We start from the raw sequence: 21,901 nt of genomic DNA on the forward strand, positions 1-21,901 counted from the left end.
AATGATTCATGGCATCCATGCCATTTCCGCCCCTGATCGCCTAAACTGATTGCCGATACCTGCGGACCGAGCCTCCCGAGCGAGGCCCCCTTGCCCCCTGCCCCGCCCCGCCCCGCCGGTGCGGGGCTCCTGACCGTGGAGATTCCATGACTTCCGCCACCGCCGCGCCCATCGGGGCGCCCGCCGACAGCCCGGCCCATTGGGGCGCGGTCGTCGCCCTCTCGCTGGGCACTTTCGCCCTCGTCGCGTCCGAATTCATGCCGGTCAGCATCCTGACGCCGATCGCGTCCGACCTCGCCATCACCGAAGGCCAGGCCGGCCAGGCGATCTCGGTCTCGGGCGCCTTTGCCGTGCTGACCAGCCTGAGCCTGGCCGCCCTGACCCGCGGCATGGACCGCAAGCATGTGCTCCTGGCGCTGGTCGCGCTGATGCTGGCCTCCGGCACGCTCGCGGCGCTCGCGCCCAATTTCGGCATCTTCCTCGCGGGGCGCGCCCTGATCGGCGTGGCCATCGGCGGCTTCTGGTCGATGTCGGCCGCCATCGCCATGCGGCTCGTTCCCGAGGCTTCGGTGCCGCGGGCGCTCGCGATCTTCAACGGCGGAAATGCGCTGGCCACGGTCGTCGCGGCCCCGATGGGCAGCCTGCTGGGCGGCATGTTCGGCTGGCGCATGGCCTTCCTGTGCCTGATCCCCGTCGCGGGCATCGTGTTCCTGTGGCTCTGGGCCAGCCTGCCGCGCATGGCGCCGGCCGCGCGCAGCGGAAGCGGCAACCTGTTCGCCCTGCTGAGGCGCCCGGTCGTCGCGCTGGGGCTGCTGGCGACGGCACTGTTCTTCATGGGGCAGTTCACGCTCTTCACTTATCTGCGCCCCTTCCTGGAAAACGTGACGGGCGTCGCGGTGACGAACCTCACGGCAATGCTGCTGATGCTGGGCCTGGCGGGCTTTGCCGGGACGGCGGTGATCGGCAAGCCGCTGGAGCGGGCGCTCTACCCGGTGCTGATCGTCTGGCCCTTGCTTCTGGCCGCCATGGGGCTGGGCCTGATCGCGTTCGGCCACAGCTTGCCCGGCACGGCGGCGCTGATGATCGGATGGGGCTTCTTCGCGACGTCCGCGCCGGTCGGCTACTGGACATGGCTGGCGCGCACGCTGCCCGACAATGCCGAGGCGGGCGGCGGCCTGATGGTCGCGATCGTGCAGCTGTCCATCACTCTCGGGGCAAGCCTCGGCGGGCTCCTCTACGACGCCGGCGGCCACGTTCCGGCCTTCGCCGCCGCCATCGCGCTCCTGGTGCTGTCAGGCGGCATCGCAATGCTCGCCAAGCGCTGCACCGGGGCGCAGAGCGGCCGCACGGCGGCCTGATCCCGCCGCAGGCCGGCCTTCGGCACACGGTGCCGCGGGCCAAACCTGCCGGGCATCGCAACGGCAATGTTGCAGAACCCGTCGACGGGGCATGTGGCAGAAGCCGGCGTCAGGACGTGATGCCCCTTTCCCCAGCTGAGATCAGGCCACGCGCTCGATCTCGGCGGCGCCGAGGGCGTCGAAGCGGTTCAAGACTGTGCGGCAAGCCCCGTCGGTCCGAACGCAACCGCGAATGACCCGGATGCGGATTTCGGCGCTCTGGCGGCCGGGGTCTTCGAGGCGCTCCGTTCGGCGAAGGACCCAGGCTCANCCGGCTTGCGGCTCCGCCTCGACGGAATGCAGACCTCAATGTCCAACGGCTGTCGGCGAACTGGCCGCGCAGCTCCGCGGCCACGGGATCGGCGCTGGCCAGAGCGAGCGCGCTTCCCTCGCCGGAGAGCAGCCCCCAGGAGAGGTCGTCGGCATAGGCGCTGGCCGCCCCGGCGCCGCTGCCGAGGGCGATCTCCGTCCCGCCGAAGGTCAGGTATCCGCTCATTGTGCGAGGCTCAGCGACAGGTTCGGGCCATCGGCGAGCCGTGCGCCGGGCATCAGGGCGATGGCCGTCCCTTCCGGTGCCGCGGCCTCGGCAAAGCCCATGGCATAGCCCGAGAGACCGCCGGCGAAGCGGTCCGGGTTCCGCGCGCCGCCCCGGTCCGGGAGGGCCGCCAGCGGGTGACCGGCGCGGCGGAGGATGCCTACCGCTTCCGCACGCCCAGCCTGCGCAACGTGACCGAGACCGCGCCCTATGGCCATGACGGCGCCTATGCCTCGCTGGAGGCGGTGGTGCGCCATCATCTGGATCCCGTGGCCGCGCTGCAAAACTATGACCTGTCGTTGGNCACCGGGTGCTGGCCGATCCGCCCGAGATGGCCCGGATCGCGGCGGCGAACGAGCTGGCGCCGGTCCCGCTCGGCGATGAGGAGGTGTCGCGGATCCTCGCTTTCCTCGCCGCCCTGACCGATCCGGCCGCGCTGGCGGGGCGGCTCGGCGTGCCGGAGACGGTGCCGAGCGGGCTTCCCGTGCCACGCTGAAAGTCCGGAAATTGCGCGGACCGGCGGGTCAGCCTTGCGAAACAGCGCTTTTTTCGGCAGGAGGCGCCATGACTTCAAGAGGAATGGCGAGATGGTGAACCGGATTGCCCTGAGCCTGCACCGGGTGACCGGTCTGCTCTGCCAGGGCCTGCTGATACTGATCGTGCTGGGACAGCTCGCGGTGGTGATCCTCCGCTATGTCTTCGGCATCGGCTTCATCGAGCTGCAGGATGCCGTCGCCTATTCCTTCGCCGCGCTGGTCGTGCTCGGCCTGCCGGTCGCCTTTGCCGAGGACGGCCATGTCCGCGTCGACGTGTTCCGTGCCGGCCAGTCGCCGCGCTGGCAGCAGCGCTTCGACATGGCGGGGATCGTGGCGCTGCTGGTGCCGTTCTTCGGGCTCACCTTCTGGTGGGTCTGGCCGGACGTGGCGTTTTCTTGGTCGATCCTCGAGGGCTCGAAGGAGACCGGGGGACTCCCGGGCTTCTTCCTGGTGAAGACCATGCTGCCGGTCGCCTGCGTCCTGATGATCCTGCAAGGCCTCGCGGCCCTGGCGGTGCGCCATGATTGAACATGCCTGGCTGATCGTCTTCGGCCTCTCGCTTCTGGGCGGCATCCTCTCGGGCATCCCGGTGATGCTGGTGCTGGCGGGCGTTCCGGTCCTGCTGGCCTTCATCGCCGCGCCCTTCGGCGGCTTCGACCTGGGCTATCTGCAGGCCTATCCGCAGCGCGCCTTCGGCGTGATGTCGAACTCGCTGCTGCTGGCGGTGCCGCTCTTCGTGCTGATGGGGATCCTGCTGGAGAAATCCCGCGTCGCCGAGCGCATGCTGATGCAGGTCGGCCGCCTGCTGGGCGGCTCGCCGCGGGCGCTGGTCGCCGCGGTCCTGCTGATTTCGACGCTGATCGCGGCCTCGACCGGCATCATCGGCGCGACCATCGTCATGCTGGGGCTGATCTCGCTGCCGGCCATGCGGCGGGTCGGCGTGCCCGACGGCACGGCGAGCGGCCTGATCTGCGCGGCCGGCACGCTCGGCCAGATCATCCCGCCCTCGATCGTGCTGATCCTGCTCGGCGACCAGGTGGCCAATGCCTATCTCGACGCGCAGCAGCGCGCGGGCAATTTCGCGCCGGATGCGGTGACGATCGGCGACCTCTTCGCCGGCGCGCTGATCCCCGGCCTCGTGCTGGTCGCGCTCTACGGCCTCTACGTCGTCGGCCTGCTGTGGAAGCACGAGGCGTCGGCCCGCTCCGAGCCCGCGCCCGAGTCGAAGCTCTCGGATGTGCTGCGCGAGATCGTGCCGCCGATCCTGCTGATCCTGGCAGTGCTGGGCTCGGTGCTGGCCGGGGTCGCCACGCCCACCGAAGCGGCGGCGATCGGCGTCGCAGGCACCATCCTGATCACCGCCGCACGGGTCCGCGCCGCGGGAGACGAAGAAGTCCTGCCGGGCGTCGTGTCCGAGGAGGCGCTGACCGCGCGGCTGACGCCGGCCTGGCTGCGCATCGCCATGTCGGTGACGGCGGTGGTGGCCTTCGCGGCTGGCGGCGGCAGGCGCTGCGGGCGGCGATCCGGCGGCGATGTACCGGCTGGTCTGGCCCGCTTCCGCCGAACCGGGCGCCGCGCTGGCGCTGCTCATCTCTTGGCTGCGGAAAGGGCAGCGGGCAGAGGGGGATGGTGGCCAAGGCGGGACTCGACTTTGACGTTGCGTCATGCAACTCTGGGCCATGTTCAGACCATCGGCCCGGAGCATCACGATCACGGCCATTTCCGCCGCGGCGGTTGCGGCGGCGGGTCTTTTCGTCTGGCTGGCCGCGCCCGGCGTCATGCGCGGGCTGTCCCGCGGCCTGTTCCAGACCGGCGGGCTGATCTTCGTCGAAAGCCCGGAGGTCTATACCCGCCAGCGGCTGGTCAACGACCGCTACGAGCAGGACGCCTGGCTGCGCGGCAAGCTCGAGGAGATCGACGATGCGGTTCTGGTCGAGCGCAGCGAGCGGCGTGCGCTCTCCGCGGCCATCGCCTTCGGCACATCGCCGGCGGCGATGCCTTCTGCCGAGTTCTCCGGCGGACGGGCAGACGGGCCCGGCGGCCTGCCCTTCGGTCCGAAATTCGACATGCAGTCCTCGCTGCGCGACAAGATCCGCCAGCGCATCCTGGAAAACTCGCTCGACGACCGCCACGACCTGGCGGGCAACACCGTCTTCGGCCTGAAATTCGACACGGCCGTGCTGCCCGGGCGCAACACCTGGAAGACGCCGACCGTGGTGGTCAAGATCGCCGATACCGACGTGGATCTCCTGCGCGGGCGGACGGCGGAGGTGGCGACGCTCTACACGCGCACGAAGGAGAGCGATTTCGGTCGGTTCGCGGCGGGTGCCGGCCAGAAGGAAGTGCTTGGCGTCAACCATCATTTCGACCGCTGGCGCCGCAATCTCGAAGGGCGGCTCAACGCCTATGACGTGCTGCAGGATCAGGCCTGCAGCCGGCCAGACCCGCAGGAAGACCCGGGCAAAACGCCCCATGGCCCCGAGGCGCGGGCCTCCAGGGTCGAGAGGATGGCCGGTGACCTGAAGGCGTGGAACCTGTGCGGTGCAGAGGGCCTGCCCGCTTGCCCGGTCGCGGACGGTCCGGCCTCCTATGCGCGGTGGCTCGGCACCGTGCCGCTCTGTTCCGTGGTCGGAAGCGGGCAATCCGCCTTCGATGTCCGCGTGAGCAAGTATGTCGTCGATCAGCTGCTGCCGGCCATGCTGCCGGAACCTGGCCGTCTGAAGGCCGCCGTAGAGTCGGAGCTCAGGGTGCCGCATAGCCGCGCGGACTACGGCAACACCTTGTTGAGACACATGCAGGACGACGCCAAGGAGATCTGCAGCAGTTTCAACACGGCGCTGAAACCCGAGTTCTTCAACGACTGGAGCAAGCGGCACTATTTCTTTCCCACCAGCAGCACCACGAGCAACGAAGACGGGTATTTTCAGGACGACTTCCCGGCAGGGGAGCTGCGCGATCCGGAAACCGCGGCTTTCGTCAACGACAAGCCGCGCAATGTCGGCAGCTTTGTCCAGTGGCATGCCTCATCGCAGCAAGCCAAGGCGCCGCCGCCGGCACGCCTGCCGTTTCCCTGGGGCAACCTGTTCGGAATCAGCTTGCAGCTCCGCCCCCAGCCCGATCCGATGTGCCTCGGCCTGCCGGTCGACATCCGCCTGCAGGAGCAGGAGGTCGGCGTAATGATCGTCGAGGGCGGAGACGGGGCCCGGTTCGGGCAGGTCATGCAATCCGCTGGCTGGGACGTGATCAGCTGCGCCTCGGCGTCCTGCGGCCCGGACGGCGGCGTCAGCGTGTTCATTTCGCGCGACGACGGGATCGGCGACACGCTGCGCGAGAACCCGTTCGATGCGGCGACTCTGGAGACGCTGATCCGCGATACCCGCCCGGACGTGCCGTTCCGCGGAGCGACAGGCTGGGAGGCAATCTTCCGGGCGCTCGGGCTGGCGCCGGAAGAAGGCATATGCCCGGGCCGGTCTCCCGGCCTGGAACAGCAATTTGCGAGGGCCAGGTTCGACGCCGGATCGCCGGTCCGGGCTGCGCCGTGGTGGCATTACGGCGATACCGGCATTCCCGAAGGCGAGCGGCCCTATTTCAGCCAGTTTGCCTGCGTCCGCGGCTGGGTGGTGCAGATGCGGCTGGGCGCCTACCGCTTCCTGCAGCGGGTCGCAGCCAACGAGAGCTATACCTATGCCGCCTTTCCCCGCGGCGATGTTACCGGCGTCGTCAGCGAGACCGAGACCAGGGGCGATCTGGGCCTGTCCCTGCCAGTCGGCGGCACTGCGGGGCTGCCGCTCGGCGGCTCGGTTGCAGCCGAGGCCGCAAGCCGCGCGGTCGAGGCCCGGCCGGGCATCGTCAATTTCGCCACCGGCGGCGGCGGCAACAAGGCCTTCGATTTCGGTTGGGCGATCGTCAAGGACGGCCGCAAGAAGCCGATGCTGGCCTCGCAGGTGGTGCTGCTCTCGGTGCCGGCCTATCTGGAGGAGATCGAGCTGCATCTCTGGCGCGGCTTCACCGATATCGACGACCGTCCCGATATCGACATCCTGTCCGACCGCGACGATCCCGGCACGCTGTTCCGCTCCGGCCCGGTCTCCTTCGAGGAAGACAACCCGCCCGTCGTCATGCGGCTGCGTGTGCCGGCCGATTACTCCGCGCTCGACGGCATTATCGTCGGCAACGAGCTGCTCAGCGGTCCGCGGATCAAGCGCACGGACATGGACATCGGCGGTGATGCGGTGAAGGAGGCGGACGAGGAAAAATGCCGCTCCGTGTCCGAGGACGGCGATTTCTCCGTCGCGGTCATCGGCGACCGGCTCTGGCGGTCGACCGTGGTGACACTTGACGGGCTGAAGGCCGACCGGATCGAGGTAATGCCCGACATGCACGGCATCCTCGCCGTCTTTTCCGCGCAGCGCAGCGCCGATGGCAAGCGGTTCGTCAATCCGGTGTATCTGGCCGCGATGAATGACCTGGAGGCAACCCGGTCCCTGACCGTCTGGACCAGCGAAGGGAAGGACCACGTCGATATCACGCTTTGCCCGGCCGGCGGAGCCCAAGGAGACAACTGACGCGGGTGACCGGAAAGGGGCCCGGGCGGAGCTGCAGGTTTCCGACGCCTAGCGGACGATCCGGCCCGGCGTTCCGCCGCAGGTGCAGAAGGAGTTGATCGGGCCCTGCGGGACGACGCATTCGCCACGCGGGGTCGAGCAAATCGTGCCGGTCGACTGGCTTATCAGGCTTTCTCCGAGGCCGCGCGTTTTCTGCGGCAGCTCGGTGGCCGTGCGTTCGCGCGTCCGGTCCGGAGCGAGGCTGGAAAGGCCGAACCCCGCCAGCCCCGATGTGACTGCGATCGCCAAAGCTGCCGCGATCCTGTTCGTCCAGCCGATCTTCATTGCGGACTTCCTCTGCCTTTGCCTCTGCCTGTTGTTGCTCCTGCGCCTTGCGGGAGACCTCGCCGCGGCTCCGTTGCAGGGCGGAGTTCTTGCCAAACTCCCGTTAAGGTAGAGTGTAGCACGTCGCGGCGCAGGGATCACGGGCGTTTTCTCCGCGGCGGCCGAGGAACAGGTGGCCCCGGACAGTTGCGTGGCCGCGCCTGCGGGGAGCCGTCGCTGCGCCGGGATGTGCCGCCCCTGCCGCCCCTGCGGGTCCGATGGCTGATGCTTCGAGGACATCCGGCCCGGCAGAGAGGGCCATCCCGCAGTCGCCTTTTTCAGGTCCGAAGGTTTGGCCGCGGCACATCCGGCCCTTGTCGACCGGCTTGGCCGCTCGGTCTTCCGGCGTCTTGGGCACTACGGAAATCCCTCCGGGGGCCACATGCAGCCAGAAGCCTTCGACGGATCAACCGGCCCCCGCTGCGCGCCGGTGCGGCGGGCGAGCCGGCCCCTCGCTGACGGGATCCGCGCGGCCCGGCGCGCCGCTGGCTGGCCGGGCGGCAGCCGCGCGGCATCCGGATCGACTGGCTGGAGGATGTCCGCAAATGGCATCCCGGCCAGAGCTGGATCTGGCAGCCCGGCGGTCTCGGCGTGTTCGACAGCGGGATCAATGCGCTGTCCATCCTGACCGCGCTTTTCCCGGAGCAGCTCCGCGTGACGGCCNTCGCCGCCGAGCTGGCGCTTGCCAGTCCGGAGGGGCTGCGCGCAGACGCCCAGTTCGACTGGCGCCATGACGGCCCCGAGCTCTGGCAGATCGAAATCGACTGCGGGGGCGGCACGCTCCGGCTCGATGGCGGCGGCGCAACCGCAAGCATCGGCGGCCAGCCCCTGAGCACGGACGGCGTGGACGAATATCCGGCGCTCTACCGCCGCTTTGCCGGGCTGATCCGGTCCGGGGCCTCCGAACTCGATGCCGAGCCGCTGCGCCATGTCGCAGACGCCTTCCATATCGGCCGCCGCATCGCGGCCGCGCCTTTCCACGACTGACCCCGTACCCGCAGGACACCCGCAAAGATGACCGAATTCCACCGACTGGACACGCCCTCACAGACGCTCCTGCTGCGGATCCGCGAGGCGCGGATGGCCGAGGCGATCTATTGGGGGCCCGCCCTCGATCCCGCCGAGCCCGCCGAAGCGCTGGCTGCCGCGCTCGCGCCCGATCTCGGCGGCGGCATGCTGGACGCGCTGCCGCCGCTGTCGATCTGCCCGGAGGCCGCGACCCATTCCGCTGCCGGACGGCCCGCAAGATGCACGCCGTCGGTGACGGCCCGGCCGCCATGACGCGGCGACTGTTCCAGCAGCAGCACCTTGGCCCCGGCCCCGCCCGCAACCAGCGCAGCCTGAAGGCCGGCAATGCCGCCGCCGATCACCAGGATGTCCGTGAAATAGTGGAGCGCCTCGTCCTCCTCCCCGCAGGATCGCGGCACGGGAAGCGGCTGCGGCGCCGCGAAGAGGCTCCGGAGAGCTTGGCGCAGGCTTTCGGCCGCGCTGGCGGGCCGGGACACCCGCAGGCCGTCTTCGAGAGGTGTCGCCGCAGGATCGCAATCCCGCAGAACGCCGTCCCGGCCGGTGATTTCCAGAAGGGCTCCGCAGCCGAAGCCGGGGGCCGCCTGGCCGCCGGAAAGAAGGGCTGAGGCGACCGTGTCGCCTTCGAAGCCCTGCAGCGGCCGCCCGCCGAAAAAGAAGCGGAGCCCCCGGCTGCGGTCGATCATCCGCCCGCCTTCGGGCAGGCGGAAGCTCAAGCGCCGCCTCCTGCCGCCGGGCCTGCGGCAGCGGCGTCAGCCGTTGTCGCCGGGCAGGTCGATCTGGATTTCCGCCTCGTTCTCGCCGCCGAAATCCCCGCCCGTGTAGACATAGGCGACCACGCCGACCAGCGCAGCGATACACACGCCGAGGATGAAGGTAAGGGTGGCATTGGGGGATTTGCGTTCCATCGGGACTGCTCCGTTTCCGTTTCCGTCGGCGAACCAACATCGGGGCCCGCCGCAAAGTTCCCGGCAGGGTTGCCGCCGCTACCGGCAGGCGGGTTTCCGCCGCCGGCGCACCGGCCCGGGATGATCTCCCTCTTCGGCAATCCGCTCCGCCCTCCTTTAAAATCTGAGACTTACAGCCAGAACTTCAAACGGCGCGACACCGGGAAACGCAACGCAACAGCGGGACACGCAGGTTCAGACCTGCCTTAACCAATCAAGCAATAACAATACCTTGCCAGACGGTCTTCATGTGCAACCGACAACATGCGCCGGCCGGTTGCCCGACCAGTCTTGCCGGGATTCGCCTTGCCGGGCCACAGGAAAGCGCAACCGCGGAATTGCGACTTGCGGGGAATTGACCGCGCCCGAGGGCGAATCCGGGTTTTGCGCGAATGCGGAACCGCTTATGTGAGACGCATGAGCTTCTGGATCCTTTCCCTCCTGATGGCGCTGATCGTGGTGGTACCGCTGGTCATCGCCCTCGCCCGGCAGAGCGGCGCCGCCCGCGCCGCCGCAGATTTCGACATCGCGGTCTACCGCGAACAGCTGGGCGACGTGGAGCGCGACCTGGAGCGCGGCGTGATCTCGCCCGACACCGCCGAGCGCACCCGGCTGGAGATCTCCCGCCGCATCCTGGAGGCCGACCGCAGCCGCAAGGGCCTCAAGGCCGGTGCCGCGCCGAAGGCTGCAACCGCGCTGGCCATCGCCGTGGGTGCCGCCCTGCTGGTCGGCGGTTCGCTCGCGCTCTATGCGCAGCTGGGCGCGCCCGGCTATGGCGATCTGCCGCTGAAAGAGCGCATCGCCATGTCGGACAAGCTGCGCGAGACCCGCCCGACGCAGGAAAAGGCCGAGGCCGAGCTGCCGCAGCAGCCGCGCCCGGAGGCCGATCCGCAATACATGGAACTGGTCGAAAAGCTGCGCGCCACTGTCGCCGAGCGAAGCGAAGATCCGCGCGGCTACCAGCTTCTGGCGCAGAACGAGGCCAATCTCGGCAACTTCAAGGCCGCCTATGCCGCGCAGCGCAGGCTGCTGGAGCTGACCGGCGACGGCGCGCCCGCCGATGGCTGGGCGGAGCTCGGCGAACTCTATATCCTGGCCGCCGGCGGCTATGTCAGCCCCGAGGCCGAGGCCGCGCTGGCCGAAGCGCTGGCGCGCGACGGCAACAACCCGCTGGCGCGCTATTACATGGCGGTGATGTACAGCCAGACCGGCCGGCCGGATCTGGGGGGAGGCCGGAGCGGCGGCCGGACATTGCCTTGACCCGCGGCGCTTGGCTTCCGGCGGTTCCGCCTCTGCCCCTCCCAGCCCGGCCAGCCGGGCCGGAGTCCGGACCCTGCGCTGCTGCGGGCAGCTTCCGTCCCGGATCCGGATGTGCGTTTCCCTGTTGCGGCAGGTGTCGGCGGTGCGGGGGCCTCTGGGTGCATCCGGATGATCGGGCCCCTGGCCCGGGGATGCCGGACTCCGCCTGCTGCCGCTAGGCCAACGGGACATCTTTCAGCGCCGCCCTCAAGCGCCGCGGAGCGCTGCTGCTCCAGCGGGCCCGCGATTTGGCCCGGCCCGCCCCGAACGGCGGCAAGCTGGGACACCTCCTGTCCGCATGCTCCGGATGGGATGGCGGTCCGGGGAGTCCGGCAGCGGCCACTCTGCCCGGGAGGCGTCGAGGGGCGGACGGCGGAGCCGCTCCGTCGCGCTTGCCGCCCTCGGCATTGTTGCCGCCCTGGCCGCGGAAGTTCTTGCGCCCGCCCGGACGGTCGCCGCCACGGCGGCGCGGCGCCCAGGCAAAGGTGTAGAACACCTCGGTCACGGTTTCGCCGGCCTCTTCCGCAGCCGCTTCCGGCGCGGCATCGGTTGCGACGATCTGCTCTTCGGCGGTCGGCTCGGCACCGGCTTCCCCGGCAGAGGGCTCGACCGACAGCGTGTCCGCTTCGGCCGCGACATCGGCCTCGGGACCGGTTGCGGCTTCGGCTTCCTCGGCCAGCATCGGGCCATCGGCGGACTCGGCCGGAACGACCGCTTCGGCCGCGGCCGGATCCGCGCTACCGCAAGGCGCTGCAGCTGATGGCTGCCGGGGCCCGGATCGCGGTGATCGGCGAGGCGGAGTTCCTCGCGCTGGTCGCGCCGGAACGGGCGCGGCGGCGGCCCGGCGGGCGCCATTTCAAGCGTGAAAGATAGTTTCTGCTGCGGTGCAGCAAATGCATGGCGATCTTGCAATATTGACGGAGGTCCCGCCCTGCGGGATGCACTACATGGAGCGTCACGGGAGGTTGATCCACTTAGCCCCTGGAGAGGTTCCATGACTGAAGTTGCACAATTCCGCCAGTTCGACGCCGACGACGCCATCGCCATCTTCGAAGACTCCGTCTCCTACTACATGCCCGAAGACGTCCTCGAAGCCGCGACCGCCTCCGACGAGACCCTGGTCGAGTATTCCGAAGCTGCCTGATCGGGCGGCGCGGAACCGGGCTTGACGGCCCCCTTGTCCGCGTCCGTACTCACGGGCGCGTTTATGACTCGAGGGACCCCGCATGACCGAGCCCGAAGATGCCGCCCTGCGCCGCGCGCGCCCCGCGGTGATCTGCTATCCCGATGACACGCTGCCCCGTCCCGATCTCGCCGCGATGCGCGCGGCGCGGGACCGGATGCAGCTTCTGGACGAGGTGACCGTCCCGCCGCGCGAAGCGGCGTGTTTCCGCGTTGCCCGGGGCCAGGTGTTCCGCATCGTCTCGGTCGGGGGACCGCAGGTCGGCGATTTCAACCTGTGGAACGCCCATGACCTGTCCGAGCGGTTCTATTCCGGCAAGACCCGCGCGCTGCACGGCACGCATCTGACCACCGGCGACCGGATGTGGTCGAGCTTTCCGGCGCTCCGCCCTCTGGCCACGATCCTGTCCGACACGCTGGACTGGTACGGGATCGATGCCGATGGCGGTTCGGTCCATGACGTGATCGGCACGCGCTGCGACCCCTATACCCACAATCTCCTGTCGGGCGGGCAGTACCACAATTGCTGCCATTCCAACCTGACCCGGGCGCTGGCCGCGCAAACCGGCATGAGTCCAGCCGAGGCCGAACCCTTCGTGCATGACGTGCTCAATGTCTTCATGTGCACCGGCTTCACCCGCGATACCGGCCAGTATTTCATGAAGGCCTCGCCGGTGCGGCCGGGCGACTTCCTGGAATTCTTCGCCGAGATGGATCTGCTCGGCGCGCTCAGCGCCTGTCCGGGCGGTGATTGCGGGGCCGGGCATTCCTCCGACGCCGCAGATTGCCATCCGCTCAAGGTGGAAATCTGGGGCCCAGGCGCCGACTGGCCGGAAAGCCCGGCCAGCGGCTATGACCGCAGCCACGGGCTCTGAGTCCGGGGCAGGGGCGCAGGAGAGGCGTGGAGAACCCTGGGTTCTCCACTTCCCGGCTCAGCAATAGCGCTCGACGCCGAGGATCTGGTGGTCGCCGTAGCGGTCGCCATGGGCGAAGCCCGCGGGCAGGATGCGGTCGATCTCGGCGCGGTCCTCCGCGGTGAAGGCGATGTCGAGCGCACCCAGCCATTCGCGCAGATGCGCCGCCGTGCGGGTGCCGGGGATCGGGATCAGGTGCTCGCCCTTCTCCAGCACCCAGGCCAGCGCCGCAGCCGAGACCGTCCAGCCCTTCGCCGCGCAATAGCTGCGGAACTCCGCGACATGCGCCTCGTTCGCGCCGAAATTCGGCTGGGTGAAGCGCGGGTTCGACTTGCGGAAATCCGTGTCGGCGAAGGTCCCGGGCGCCACCGGCGCCTGGCCGAACATGCCGCGCGCCAGCGGCGAGAACGGGACGAAGGCGACGCCCAGCTCGGCGCAGGCCTGGATCAGCCCCAGCTCGGGCTGGCGGGTCCAGAGCGAATATTCGTTCTGCACCGCGGTCACCGGAACCACCGCATGGGCGCGGCGCAGCGTCGAGGGCGCGACCTCGCTGAGCCCCCAGGCGTCGATCAGCCCTTCCTCGATCAGCCGGCCCATGGTCTCGGCGACCTCTTCCACCGGGCGCTCCGCCTCGCGGCGGTGGATGTAGTAGAGTTCCAGCTTGGACCGGCCCAGCCGCTTCAGCGATGCGTCGAGTTCCGCGCGGATATGGTCTTCGGCATTGTTGAAGCTGCGCGGCGGGCCGGGGACGATGCCGACCTTCGAGGCCAGCACGACATCGGGCTTCTTCTCCGCCAGATAGCGGCCGATCACCCGTTCCGAACGGCCCATGCCGTAGATGTTCGACGTGTCCCAGAAGTCGATGCCTGCCTCGACCGCGGCATCGAGGCAGGCCAGCGAGACCTCGTCATCTGCGGTTCCGAAAAATCCGGCAAAGCTCATGCAGCCGAGGCCGATCGCCCCGACTTCGGGGCCCGAGGCCCCCAGCTTGCGTTTCTGCATGTGGTCTTACCTCTTAAGAAAATGCGGCCTCGAGCGCGATCTCGACCATGTCGCCGAAGCTGGTCTGGCGGTCCGCCGAGGGCAGGGCCTCCCCGCGCAAAAGGTGATCGCTGACGGTCAGGATGGCAAGGGCGCGGCAGCCGAAGCGCGCCGCGACGGTATAGAGTTCGGCCGCCTCCATCTCGACGGCCAGCACGCCGTGGCGGGTCATCTGCTCGTTCAGGTCGGGGCGCTCGTCATAGAAGACGTCGGCCGAGTAGATGTTGCCGACATGGGTCGGCGTGCCGCGGGCGGCGGCGGCATCCGCCGCGGCGCGCAACAGCCCGTAATCGGCGCAGGGCGCGAAGCTCAGCTCCTTGAAGAAGCCCAGCGACGGAGTCGACATCGCGGTGCAGGCCATGCCGATGACGATGTCGCGCAAGGCGACGCTCTCCTGCATCGCGCCGCAGGAGCCGATGCGGATCAGCGTCTTCGCGCCGTAGTCGCGGATCAGCTCGTTGGCATAGATCGACAGCGACGGCATCCCCATGCCCGAGCCCTGGATGGTCACCCGGCGGCCCTTCCAGGTGCCGGTGAAGCCCAGCATGCCGCGCACCTCGTTGATGCAGACCGGGTCGTCGAGGAAGGTTTCGGCGGCCCATTTCGCGCGCAGCGGATCGCCGGGCATCAGGACGGTTTCGGCGATCTCGCCGGGCTTGGCGCCGATATGGATGGACATGGGGTCTCCTTCATCCGATTGGTCCGGCCCGGGGCGGGCTCCTTCGCGGCAGAGTGCCGCCCGGGGGCAGGGCATGCAAGGCGGCATCCGCGTCCGGGCCAGCGCCGCGCCGGGCGGAGACCCGCCGACGGCCGGGAAAACAAACATGCAATGCAAATCCATGTTTGCGGGATTCGCCTTCCGTGGCACGCTGATTTCCGGTTTTGCCGCTTGGGCTGCTTTCGGGGGGAAGCATCAGATCCGGCTTCGCGTGCGTGCGCATTTGACAGGGGGCGGATGATTGCAGAGCTTCTATCGCTTGGACGAGCGGGACCGGATTGCCGAATGCCGCGGCGATTGGGACCGGTTCGCGCTGGACAACGGCAGCTCGCGGTCCATGGCCCGCGCGGTGCAGGGCCGGATGATCTGGGACTTCGTCGACGGGATCGACATGAGTTCCTATCTGGGTGCCATCTTCTTCCATGTCCGCCGCGAAGTCAGGCCGTTCGAGAGCAGCTACCGCTGCGACAGCCCGTACCGGGCGCGGCGCTTTGCCATGCGGGTCGAAACAAGCAGCGGCGGCCTGCTGCTGACGCACCGCATGACGTGGCACGGCATCATCCGCGATGTCGGTCCGGATTTGCCGGGAGACGGGGCGCTTTCGGTTCCGCGCTGTTCGGTTTGCTGCCGCTTCCATGCCGGGCAGGCGTGGATCGATCCGGTCGCCGCGCCGGAGCGCGTCTTCGTGCCCGCGTCGCATTGCGTCTGCCCGGCCTGCAAGGCCGAGCTGCGCGCGCGCCTGGCAGTCTGAGCCGGCCGGGCGGGGCCTGCCTGCCGCCGTCGCGATGCGCTGCACCCTGACCTCAAGGCCAGGCACGCCCAGCTCCGGCGAGGCCGGGACACCCGCAAAGGTTGCCATCGCCGCGCTAGCTCCTGCTCGCAGCCAGCGCGCTGGCGAAAGCCGGCAGGCCGCGGACCCCAAAAGCCGCTTGCGAATGACGGATGCTCACTCCTGCGGAACCGGCAGGCGGAGCACGGTGCCGACCATGCCGCAGCCGGGCAGCTCCAGCGAGACGGGCAGCGGCGCGTCCCAGCCGCTGCGCAGCAGGCCGAAGGACAGGATGCGGCCGCAATTGGCCTCGGTGACCTCGAGGTCGAGATGCTCCGGCCCCTGCCCCGCAGGGAAGGCGGCAAGCTCCGGCAGCGGCCCGTCCGGGGCCGGGAAGCCCGCCACCGGCAGGAGGCCCGGCTGAAGCTCGCCCGGCTCGATCCAGAGGAAGCCGCCCGGCACCGCGTCGAAGGGAAGGCCGATCTCCAGCGTCTCGCCGCCGGCCGCTACCGTCAGAGGCACGTCCCGAGGCAGGATCGGCAGGGAAAGCCGCACCGCGCCGCTGGCCCCGGTTTCCTCGGACAGGTGCAGGGGGCCGTAGCGGACGTCCAGCGGCTGGTAGGCACCGCAGGGAAAGCGCAGATGCAGGTCAAGAACGCCGTTCCCGGCATCCGCCTCGATCATCGGGTCGCAGGACAGGGCGGCGGCCGGCGCCGCACAGAGCGCCAGGACCGCTGCCGCGGCAGCCCGGATCAGGCTAGGCTGCCGTGGCAATGCTTGAACTTCTTGCCGGAGCCGCAGGGGCACGGATCGTTGCGCCCGGGCTCGCCCCAGGTCGAAGGATCGGCCTCATCGAAGCCCGGCGCCGCAGCGGCGGCAGGCTCGGCGGCCTCGGCCTCCGGCTGCTGTGCGGCGGGCGCCTTCAGCCCCTGCTGCGCAAGGAACTGCTGCAGCATCGCCTGCTGCTCTTCCTGGCTCAGCGGACGCACCTGGCCCAGCTTCATCGTCACTTCTGCGCGCAGGCTGTCGAGGAGCCCTTCGAAGAGCTGGAACGCCTCGTTCTTGTACTCGTTGAGCGGATCGCGCTGCGCGTAGCCGCGGAAGCCGACGACCGAGCGCAGGTGGTCCAGCGTCAGCAGGTGTTCGCGCCACTTGCCGTCGATGGTCTGCAGCAGGACCTGCTTCTCGATGTTGCGCATCTGCTCGGGACCGAAATCGACGGCTTTCTTGGCCATCAGCTCGTCCGAGGCCGCTTCAAGCCGCTCGCGGATCACTTCCGCATCGACGCCGTCTTCGTCGACCCAGGCCATGACCGGCGCATCGACGCCCAGCTTCTCGATGGCAGCGGCATAGAGCCCCTCGCCATTCCACTGGTCGTGATAGGTCTTCGGCGGGATGTAGGTATCCACCAGATCCTCGACCACGTCATGGCGCATGTCGCGGGTGATCTCGGAGACGTCCTGCGTTTCCATGATCTCGCGGCGCTGGCTGAAGATCACCTTGCGCTGGTCGTTCATCACGTCGTCGAATTTCAGCAGCTGCTTGCGGATGTCGAAGTTGCGCGCCTCGACCTTCGCCTGCGCCCGCTCGAGCGACTTGTTGACCATCGGGTGGACGATCGCCTCGCCCTCCTTCATGCCCAGCCGCTGCAGCATCTTGTCCAGCCGGTCGCCGCCGAAGATGCGCATCAGGTCGTCTTCCAGCGACAGGAAGAAGGCCGAGCGCCCCGGGTCGCCCTGGCGGCCCGAACGGCCGCGCAGCTGGTTGTCGATGCGGCGGCTTTCATGCCGCTCGGTGGCCAGGACGAAGAGGCCGCCGGCCTGCTTCACCGCTTCCTCGTCGGCCTTGTGCTGCTCCTCGATCGAGCCGCGGATCTCGTCCGGGTGGCGGTCGGGATCGGCCTCGATCGCCTGCATGATCTTGAATTCGACATTGCCGCCCAGCTTGATGTCGGTGCCGCGGCCCGCCATGTTCGTCGCGATGGTCACGGCGCCGAGCTTGCCGGCATCGGCGACGATCTGCGCTTCCTGCTCGTGCTGGCGCGCGTTCAGGACGTTGTGCTGGATGCCTTCCGAGCCGAGGAATTGGCTGAGGAATTCGGATTTCTCGATCGACGTGGTGCCGACCAGGACCGGCTGGCCCTTTTCATGCGCCTTCTTGATCTCCTCGACGATGGCCGCGTATTTCTCGCGGCCGGTGCGGAACACCTGGTCGTGATCGTCGATCCGGGCGATCGGACGGTTGGTTGGAACCTCGACGACGCCGAGCTTGTAGATCTCGTCGAATTCGTCGGCCTCGGTGGCCGCGGTGCCGGTCATGCCGGAGAGCCGGTCATAGAGGCGGAAGTAGTTCTGGAAGGTGACCGAGGCCAGCGTCGTGTTCTCGGGCTGGATCTGCACCTCTTCCTTGGCTTCGATCGCCTGGTGCAGGCCGTCCGACAGGCGGCGGCCGACCATCATCCGGCCGGTGAATTCGTCGATCAGCACCACCTGGTTGTCGCGGACGATGTAGTCCTTGTCCTTGGTGAAGAGCACATGCGCCTTCAAACCTTGGGTGACGTGATGGACCAGCGTGGAGGATTCGGGATCATAGAGCGTCTGCCCCTCGGGCAGCAGGCCCGCTGCCTGCAGGCGGCGCTCGATGAAATCGTTGCCTTCTTCGGTGAATGTGACGTTGCGCTGCTTCTCGTCCAGCGAATAGTGCTCTTCCGTCAGCTCGGGGATGAACACGTCGATCGAGCGGTAGAGCTCGGAGCGGTCCTGTGCGGGACCCGAGATGATCAGCGGCGTGCGCGCCTCGTCGATCAGGATCGAGTCGACCTCGTCGACGACGGCAAAATAATGGCCGCGCTGCGCCATCTGATCGAGCGACGACTTCATGTTGTCGCGCAGGTAGTCGAAGCCCAGCTCGTTGTTGGTCGCGTAGGTGATGTCGGCCTTGTAGGCCTCTTTCTTCTCGGGCTCGGGCTGCTGCGGATAGACCACCCCGGTGGTCATCCCGAGCTGCGCATAGACCTTGGACATCCACTCCGCGTCGCGGCGGGCGAGATAGTCGTTCACCGTCACGATATGCACCGGCTTGCCGGTCAGCGCGTTCAGATAGGCCGGGAAGGTCGCGACCAGGGTCTTGCCCTCGCCGGTCTTCATCTCGGCGATGTTGCCCTGGTGCAGGAAAATCCCGCCCAGCAGCTGCGTGTCGAAGGCCCGCAGACCAAGCGCGCGGCGCGCGGCCTCGCGGCAGTTGGCAAAGGCTTCGGGCAGCAGCGCGTCGAGGCTCTCGCCCTTGGCGACGCGATCCTTGAATTCGGCGGTCTTGGCGATCAGCCCGGCATCATCGAGCTTCTCGAATTCCGGCTCCAGCGCGTTGATTTTCGCCACGAGGGGACGGGTTGCCTTGACTTTCCGGTCGTTCGGGGTCCCGAAGACCTTCTTCGCAATCGTTCCAATGCCCAGCACGTGTCTCTCCGCTCGCTTGCGCGTCCTGACCCGTTCTTGAACGGCGGCGCCTTGCCGCCCCCGGCAGCACATCCTATGAAGCGGTCAGATGCAGCCCCGTCGTCTGGGTCTCCAGCGATGTAAGGGGCAGGTCTGAGAGTGTCAACGCCGCCGGACGCGGACAATCCTGGAAGGAACGCCCCGTGAAGCTCAACTCCCGCTTTCTCCTGACAACTGCCGCCGCCATCGGGCTTGCCTCCGCGGTCGCCGCGCAGGAGGCCCCGGAGCTGGAAAAGGCCGATTTCGGCACGGTCGTCGCCACCGTCAACGGAACCGACATCACCGCCGGCGAGGTCGTGCTGATGCGCTCGCGCCTGCCGCAGCAATACCAGCAGATGCCCGACGGCGACCTGTTCGACACGCTGCTCGAGCAGATGGTCAACCAGCAGCTTCTGGCCGCCGAAACCACCGAGCGCCCGCCGCTGGTCGATGCCGCCATCGCCAACGAAGAGCGCACGCTGCTCTCGGGCATGGTGCTGTCCGAGGCCGCCGAGGCCGCGGTGACCGACGAGGCGCTGCAGGCGCTCTATGACGAAACCTATTCTTCCGCCGAGCCGAGCCGCGAATACCACGCCGCGCATATTCTCGTGGAGACCGAGGAAGAAGCCCGGGAAATCATCGACGAGCTGAATGGCGGCGCCGATTTCGCGGAACTGGCGCAGAAACGCTCGACCGGTCCCTCGGGCCCCAATGGCGGCGATCTCGGCTGGTTCGGCGCCGGCATGATGGTCCCGGAATTCGAGCAGGCGGTGATGGCGCTGGAGACCGGCGCGATTTCCGAGCCGGTGCAGACCCAGTTCGGCTGGCACGTGATCAAGCTCGAGGAAAGCCGGCTCAGCGAAGCGCCGTCGCTCGACGAGGTCCGCGGCGAGCTGGCCCAGACGCTGCAGCGCCGCGCCGTCGAGGAAAAGATCAACAGCCTGATCGATGTCGGCGACGTGACCCGCAAGAGCTCGCAGGAAATCGACGCAAGCTTCATGTCCGACCCCTCCTTCATCGAAGAGTGACCCAAGGATGACGATGCCGAAGATCCGGCGCAACATGAACGCCATCGCCCGGGAGCGGCTTGCCGTTCGCCGGGCGGCCGAAAAGGCTGCGAAACCCGCGGCTCCGCTGGTCTCGCCGCTGGCCCCGGCAGGCGGGTTCCCCGCACTGCCCGCCATCGCCGGGCTGGAGCTGTCCTCGGTGGCGGCCGGCGTCAAGTACAAGGGACGCCCCGATGTCATGCTGGCCCGGCTCGCGCCTGGCTCGGTCGTGGCCGGGGTGACCACCCGCTCGACCACGCGGTCCGCGCCGGTTCTCGATTGCGAGGCCAAGCTGGCGGCAGGCGCCGATCCCGAGGCGGGCGCGGCCTTCCTGGTGAATGCCGGGAATTCCAACGCCTTCACCGGCGGACGCGGCATCGAATCCGTCGAGGCAGTCACCAAGGCGGCCTCGGAAACGCTCGGCCTGCCGCAGTCGCGCATCTTTACCTCCTCGACCGGGGTGATCGGCCAGCCCCTGCCCCATGACCGCATCATCGCGGCGCTGGGGCAGCTCTCCGGCGGCCTCTCGCCCGAGGGCTGGACCGGCGCGGCGCGCGCCATCATGACCACCGACACCTTCCCCAAGGGCTCGGCGGAGACCGCCGAGCTGGCGGGCGGCACGGTGACCGTGGCAGGCTTCGCCAAGGGCTCCGGCATGATCGCGCCCGACATGGGCACGATGCTGGTCTACATCTTCACCGATGCGAAGATTTCCCAGCCGGCGCTGACCGCGATGCTGCGCCGCCTGACCGACCGCAGCTTCAACAGCATCACGGTCGACAGCGACACCTCCACCTCGGACACGCTGCTGGTCGGCGCGACCGGACAGGGCCCCGAGGTCACCGGAGCGGACGAGGCGGCCTTCGAGGCGGCGCTCGGCGCGGTGATGGGCGACCTGGCGCTGCAGGTGGTGCGGGACGGCGAAGGCGCCACCAAGCTGCTCGAGGTGCGCGTCACGGGCGCCGAAAGCGACGCGGATGCCCGCAAGGTGGCTCTGGCCATCGCGAACTCGCCGCTGGTGAAGACCGCCGTCGCGGGCGAGGATCCCAACTGGGGCCGATTCGTCATGGCCGTCGGCAAGTCCGGCGCCAGGGCAGACCGCGACCTGCTGTCGATCAGCTTCGGCGACATCCTGGTGGCCGAAAAGGGCTGGGTCGCGCCGAGCTATACCGAAGAGGCGGGGGCCGCCTACATGAAGCAGGACGAGCTGGTGGTCACCACCGATCTGGGCCTTGGCGGCGGCAGCTCCACCGTCTGGACCTGCGACCTCACCCACCGCTACATCTCGATCAACGCGGATTACCGCTCGTGAAGATGGTTCTGGTTTCCGCCGTCGTCCTGGTCGATGCCGACGGGCGCGTGCTCGTTGCCCAGCGACCGGAAGGCAAGGCGATGGCGGGGCTGTGGGAGTTCCCCGGCGGCAAGGTCGAGCCCGGGGAAACCCCTGAACATGCGCTGATCCGCGAGCTCCGCGAGGAGCTCGGGATCGACACCGAAGCCTCCTGCCTGGCCCCCCTCACCTTCGCCAGCCACAGCTACGAGAGCTTCCACCTCCTGATGCCGACCTTCATCTGCCGCCGCTGGAAAGGCACCGTCGAAGGCCGCGAGGGACAGGCGCTGAAATGGGTCCGCCCGGCGCAGCTGCGCGAGCTGCCGATGCCCGAGGCAGACCTGCCCCTGATCCCGGTGATCCGCGACTGGGTCTGAGGCCTGGCGTGATTCGCCAGTGTTAGCGCTGGCGGTCATGCTGCATCTGCAAAATCAAGTAGATTTCCCTAAGATTGGTTAATCCAAGCAAGCGGTCTCCGACTCTTGCATAACATTTCTACCTAATTTGCTCGTCAATTAGGCTAACATGACAACTGGATGACGCTTTTCTTAATGAATTCCCAAGAAGGATTAACTAAATTTGGGAGCAGGACACCAACACACCATGACTTTCGGGGAATGAAGCCATGCTCAAGACCATCACTGTCGGCAGCCACATCTCTGTCCAGGGCACTTTCGTGAAGGCCCTTGCGAACGGACGCATCATCGTGCGCGTCGGTCCGCGGACCTTCGAAGGCACGCCGGTCTGACCACCAGCCACA

General features: G+C 68.3%; 20 protein-coding genes and 1 pseudogene. 12 read left to right on the forward strand and 9 right to left on the reverse strand.

Translation table 11 applies throughout. The annotated features are described in order from the left end of the window. Positions 1-146 precede the first annotated feature (146 nt). Entirely contained in the window at positions 147-1,358 is a 1,212-nt protein-coding gene (locus C7T91_RS09360; RefSeq protein ID WP_108259004.1) for an MFS transporter, read from the forward strand. A 531-nt stretch (positions 1,359-1,889) separates the two neighbouring features. Here C7T91_RS09360 and C7T91_RS09365 read toward each other — a convergent pair. Beyond that, positions 1,890-2,150: a hypothetical protein gene (locus tag C7T91_RS09365; RefSeq protein ID WP_145962827.1), complete on the reverse strand. Its 261-nt coding sequence runs from the start codon at positions 2,148-2,150 to the stop codon at positions 1,890-1,892. Between C7T91_RS09365 and C7T91_RS40365 the strand changes: the two are divergent. The 3 genes and pseudogenes from C7T91_RS40365 to C7T91_RS09380 form a co-directional block, all read left to right on the forward strand. After that, a pseudogene (locus C7T91_RS40365) lies at positions 2,055-2,428 on the forward strand (cytochrome-c peroxidase); the annotation flags it as partial. The gene C7T91_RS09365 and the pseudogene C7T91_RS40365 overlap by 96 nt on opposite strands. A gap of 91 nt (positions 2,429-2,519) precedes the next feature. Continuing rightward, on the forward strand, positions 2,520-2,996 hold the full coding sequence (locus tag C7T91_RS09375; protein WP_108259007.1) for a TRAP transporter small permease subunit: 477 nt from the start codon (positions 2,520-2,522) through the stop codon (positions 2,994-2,996). Next, on the forward strand, positions 2,989-4,878 hold the full coding sequence (locus tag C7T91_RS09380) for a TRAP transporter large permease (protein ID WP_108259377.1): 1,890 nt from the start codon (positions 2,989-2,991) through the stop codon (positions 4,876-4,878). Before C7T91_RS09375 ends, C7T91_RS09380 begins: the two co-directional genes overlap by 8 nt. 2,203 nt (positions 4,879-7,081) lie before the next feature. Here C7T91_RS09380 and C7T91_RS09385 read toward each other — a convergent pair. The 3 genes from C7T91_RS09385 to C7T91_RS32415 form a co-directional block, all read right to left on the reverse strand. Next, positions 7,082-7,357 carry a hypothetical protein gene (locus C7T91_RS09385; protein WP_108259008.1) on the reverse strand — a complete coding sequence of 92 codons (276 nt, stop codon included), beginning with the start codon at positions 7,355-7,357 and terminating at the stop codon, positions 7,082-7,084. A gap of 1,133 nt (positions 7,358-8,490) precedes the next feature. Further along, positions 8,491-9,138: an FAD-dependent oxidoreductase gene (locus C7T91_RS38430; protein ID WP_330848835.1), complete on the reverse strand. Its 648-nt coding sequence runs from the start codon at positions 9,136-9,138 to the stop codon at positions 8,491-8,493. Between the two features lie 36 nt (positions 9,139-9,174). Next, the gene (locus tag C7T91_RS32415) at positions 9,175-9,330 is read right to left on the reverse strand and encodes a hypothetical protein (protein ID WP_161555826.1); all 156 of its coding nucleotides are present in this window, start codon (positions 9,328-9,330) and stop codon (positions 9,175-9,177) included. Positions 9,331-9,786: 456 nt separating this feature from the next. Between C7T91_RS32415 and ccmI the strand changes: the two genes are divergently transcribed. After that, a complete protein-coding gene (gene ccmI, locus C7T91_RS09400; protein ID WP_161555827.1) occupies positions 9,787-10,629 on the forward strand; it encodes a c-type cytochrome biogenesis protein CcmI in 843 nt (280 codons plus the stop codon). 214 nt (positions 10,630-10,843) lie between these two features. Here the strand turns inward: ccmI and C7T91_RS09405 are convergent, their stop codons facing one another. Further along, positions 10,844-11,350, reverse strand: a complete 507-nt coding sequence (locus tag C7T91_RS09405; RefSeq protein ID WP_108259011.1) for a hypothetical protein — start codon at positions 11,348-11,350, stop codon at positions 10,844-10,846. 312 nt (positions 11,351-11,662) lie between these two features. Between C7T91_RS09405 and C7T91_RS32420 the strand changes: the two genes are divergently transcribed. After that, a complete protein-coding gene (locus tag C7T91_RS32420; RefSeq protein ID WP_161555828.1) occupies positions 11,663-11,812 on the forward strand; it encodes a hypothetical protein in 150 nt (49 codons plus the stop codon). A gap of 82 nt (positions 11,813-11,894) precedes the next feature. After that, positions 11,895-12,725 (forward strand): urea carboxylase-associated family protein, encoded by an 831-nt coding sequence (locus tag C7T91_RS09410; protein WP_108259012.1) that lies wholly within the window; start codon positions 11,895-11,897, stop codon positions 12,723-12,725. A gap of 57 nt (positions 12,726-12,782) precedes the next feature. Here C7T91_RS09410 and C7T91_RS09415 read toward each other — a convergent pair whose 3' ends face one another. Together C7T91_RS09415 and deoD are read right to left on the reverse strand one after the other, a co-directional pair. Beyond that, positions 12,783-13,766 (reverse strand): aldo/keto reductase, encoded by a 984-nt coding sequence (locus C7T91_RS09415; protein ID WP_108259013.1) that lies wholly within the window; start codon positions 13,764-13,766, stop codon positions 12,783-12,785. A 13-nt stretch (positions 13,767-13,779) separates the two neighbouring features. Continuing rightward, entirely contained in the window at positions 13,780-14,484 is a 705-nt protein-coding gene (deoD, locus tag C7T91_RS09420; RefSeq protein WP_108259014.1) for a purine-nucleoside phosphorylase, read from the reverse strand. 280 nt (positions 14,485-14,764) lie between these two features. Here deoD and C7T91_RS09425 point away from each other — a divergent pair, with 280 nt between their 5' ends. Next, the gene (locus C7T91_RS09425) at positions 14,765-15,274 is read left to right on the forward strand and encodes a hypothetical protein (RefSeq protein WP_145962828.1); all 510 of its coding nucleotides are present in this window, start codon (positions 14,765-14,767) and stop codon (positions 15,272-15,274) included. Between the two features lie 195 nt (positions 15,275-15,469). On the opposite strand, the gene C7T91_RS09430 is transcribed toward C7T91_RS09425, so the two are convergent. Both C7T91_RS09430 and secA read right to left on the reverse strand, forming a co-directional pair. Next, positions 15,470-16,066, reverse strand: a complete 597-nt coding sequence (locus C7T91_RS09430; protein WP_108259016.1) for a hypothetical protein — start codon at positions 16,064-16,066, stop codon at positions 15,470-15,472. After that, on the reverse strand, positions 16,045-18,747 hold the full coding sequence (gene secA / locus C7T91_RS09435) for a preprotein translocase subunit SecA (RefSeq protein WP_108259017.1): 2,703 nt from the start codon (positions 18,745-18,747) through the stop codon (positions 16,045-16,047). Before secA ends, C7T91_RS09430 begins: the two co-directional genes overlap by 22 nt. A gap of 182 nt (positions 18,748-18,929) precedes the next feature. On the opposite strand from secA, the gene C7T91_RS09440 reads away from it, so the two are divergent. From C7T91_RS09440 to C7T91_RS37825, 4 genes are all read left to right on the forward strand, one after another. Continuing rightward, positions 18,930-19,793, forward strand: a complete 864-nt coding sequence (locus C7T91_RS09440; RefSeq protein ID WP_108259018.1) for a peptidylprolyl isomerase — start codon at positions 18,930-18,932, stop codon at positions 19,791-19,793. 13 nt (positions 19,794-19,806) lie between these two features. Then, complete coding sequence (argJ, locus tag C7T91_RS09445) at positions 19,807-21,123, forward strand: bifunctional glutamate N-acetyltransferase/amino-acid acetyltransferase ArgJ (RefSeq protein ID WP_201742050.1); 1,317 nt, start codon at positions 19,807-19,809, stop codon at positions 21,121-21,123. After that, positions 21,120-21,518, forward strand: a complete 399-nt coding sequence (locus C7T91_RS09450; RefSeq protein WP_108259019.1) for a (deoxy)nucleoside triphosphate pyrophosphohydrolase — start codon at positions 21,120-21,122, stop codon at positions 21,516-21,518. The genes argJ and C7T91_RS09450 overlap by 4 nt, the downstream gene beginning before the upstream one ends. A 248-nt stretch (positions 21,519-21,766) precedes the next feature. Further along, the gene (locus tag C7T91_RS37825) at positions 21,767-21,889 is read left to right on the forward strand and encodes a hypothetical protein (RefSeq protein WP_255471568.1); all 123 of its coding nucleotides are present in this window, start codon (positions 21,767-21,769) and stop codon (positions 21,887-21,889) included. Positions 21,890-21,901: the final 12 nt, after the last annotated feature.

This window comes from Mangrovicoccus ximenensis, assembly GCF_003056725.1.
Classification (GTDB): Bacteria; Pseudomonadota; Alphaproteobacteria; order Rhodobacterales; family Rhodobacteraceae; genus Mangrovicoccus; species Mangrovicoccus ximenensis.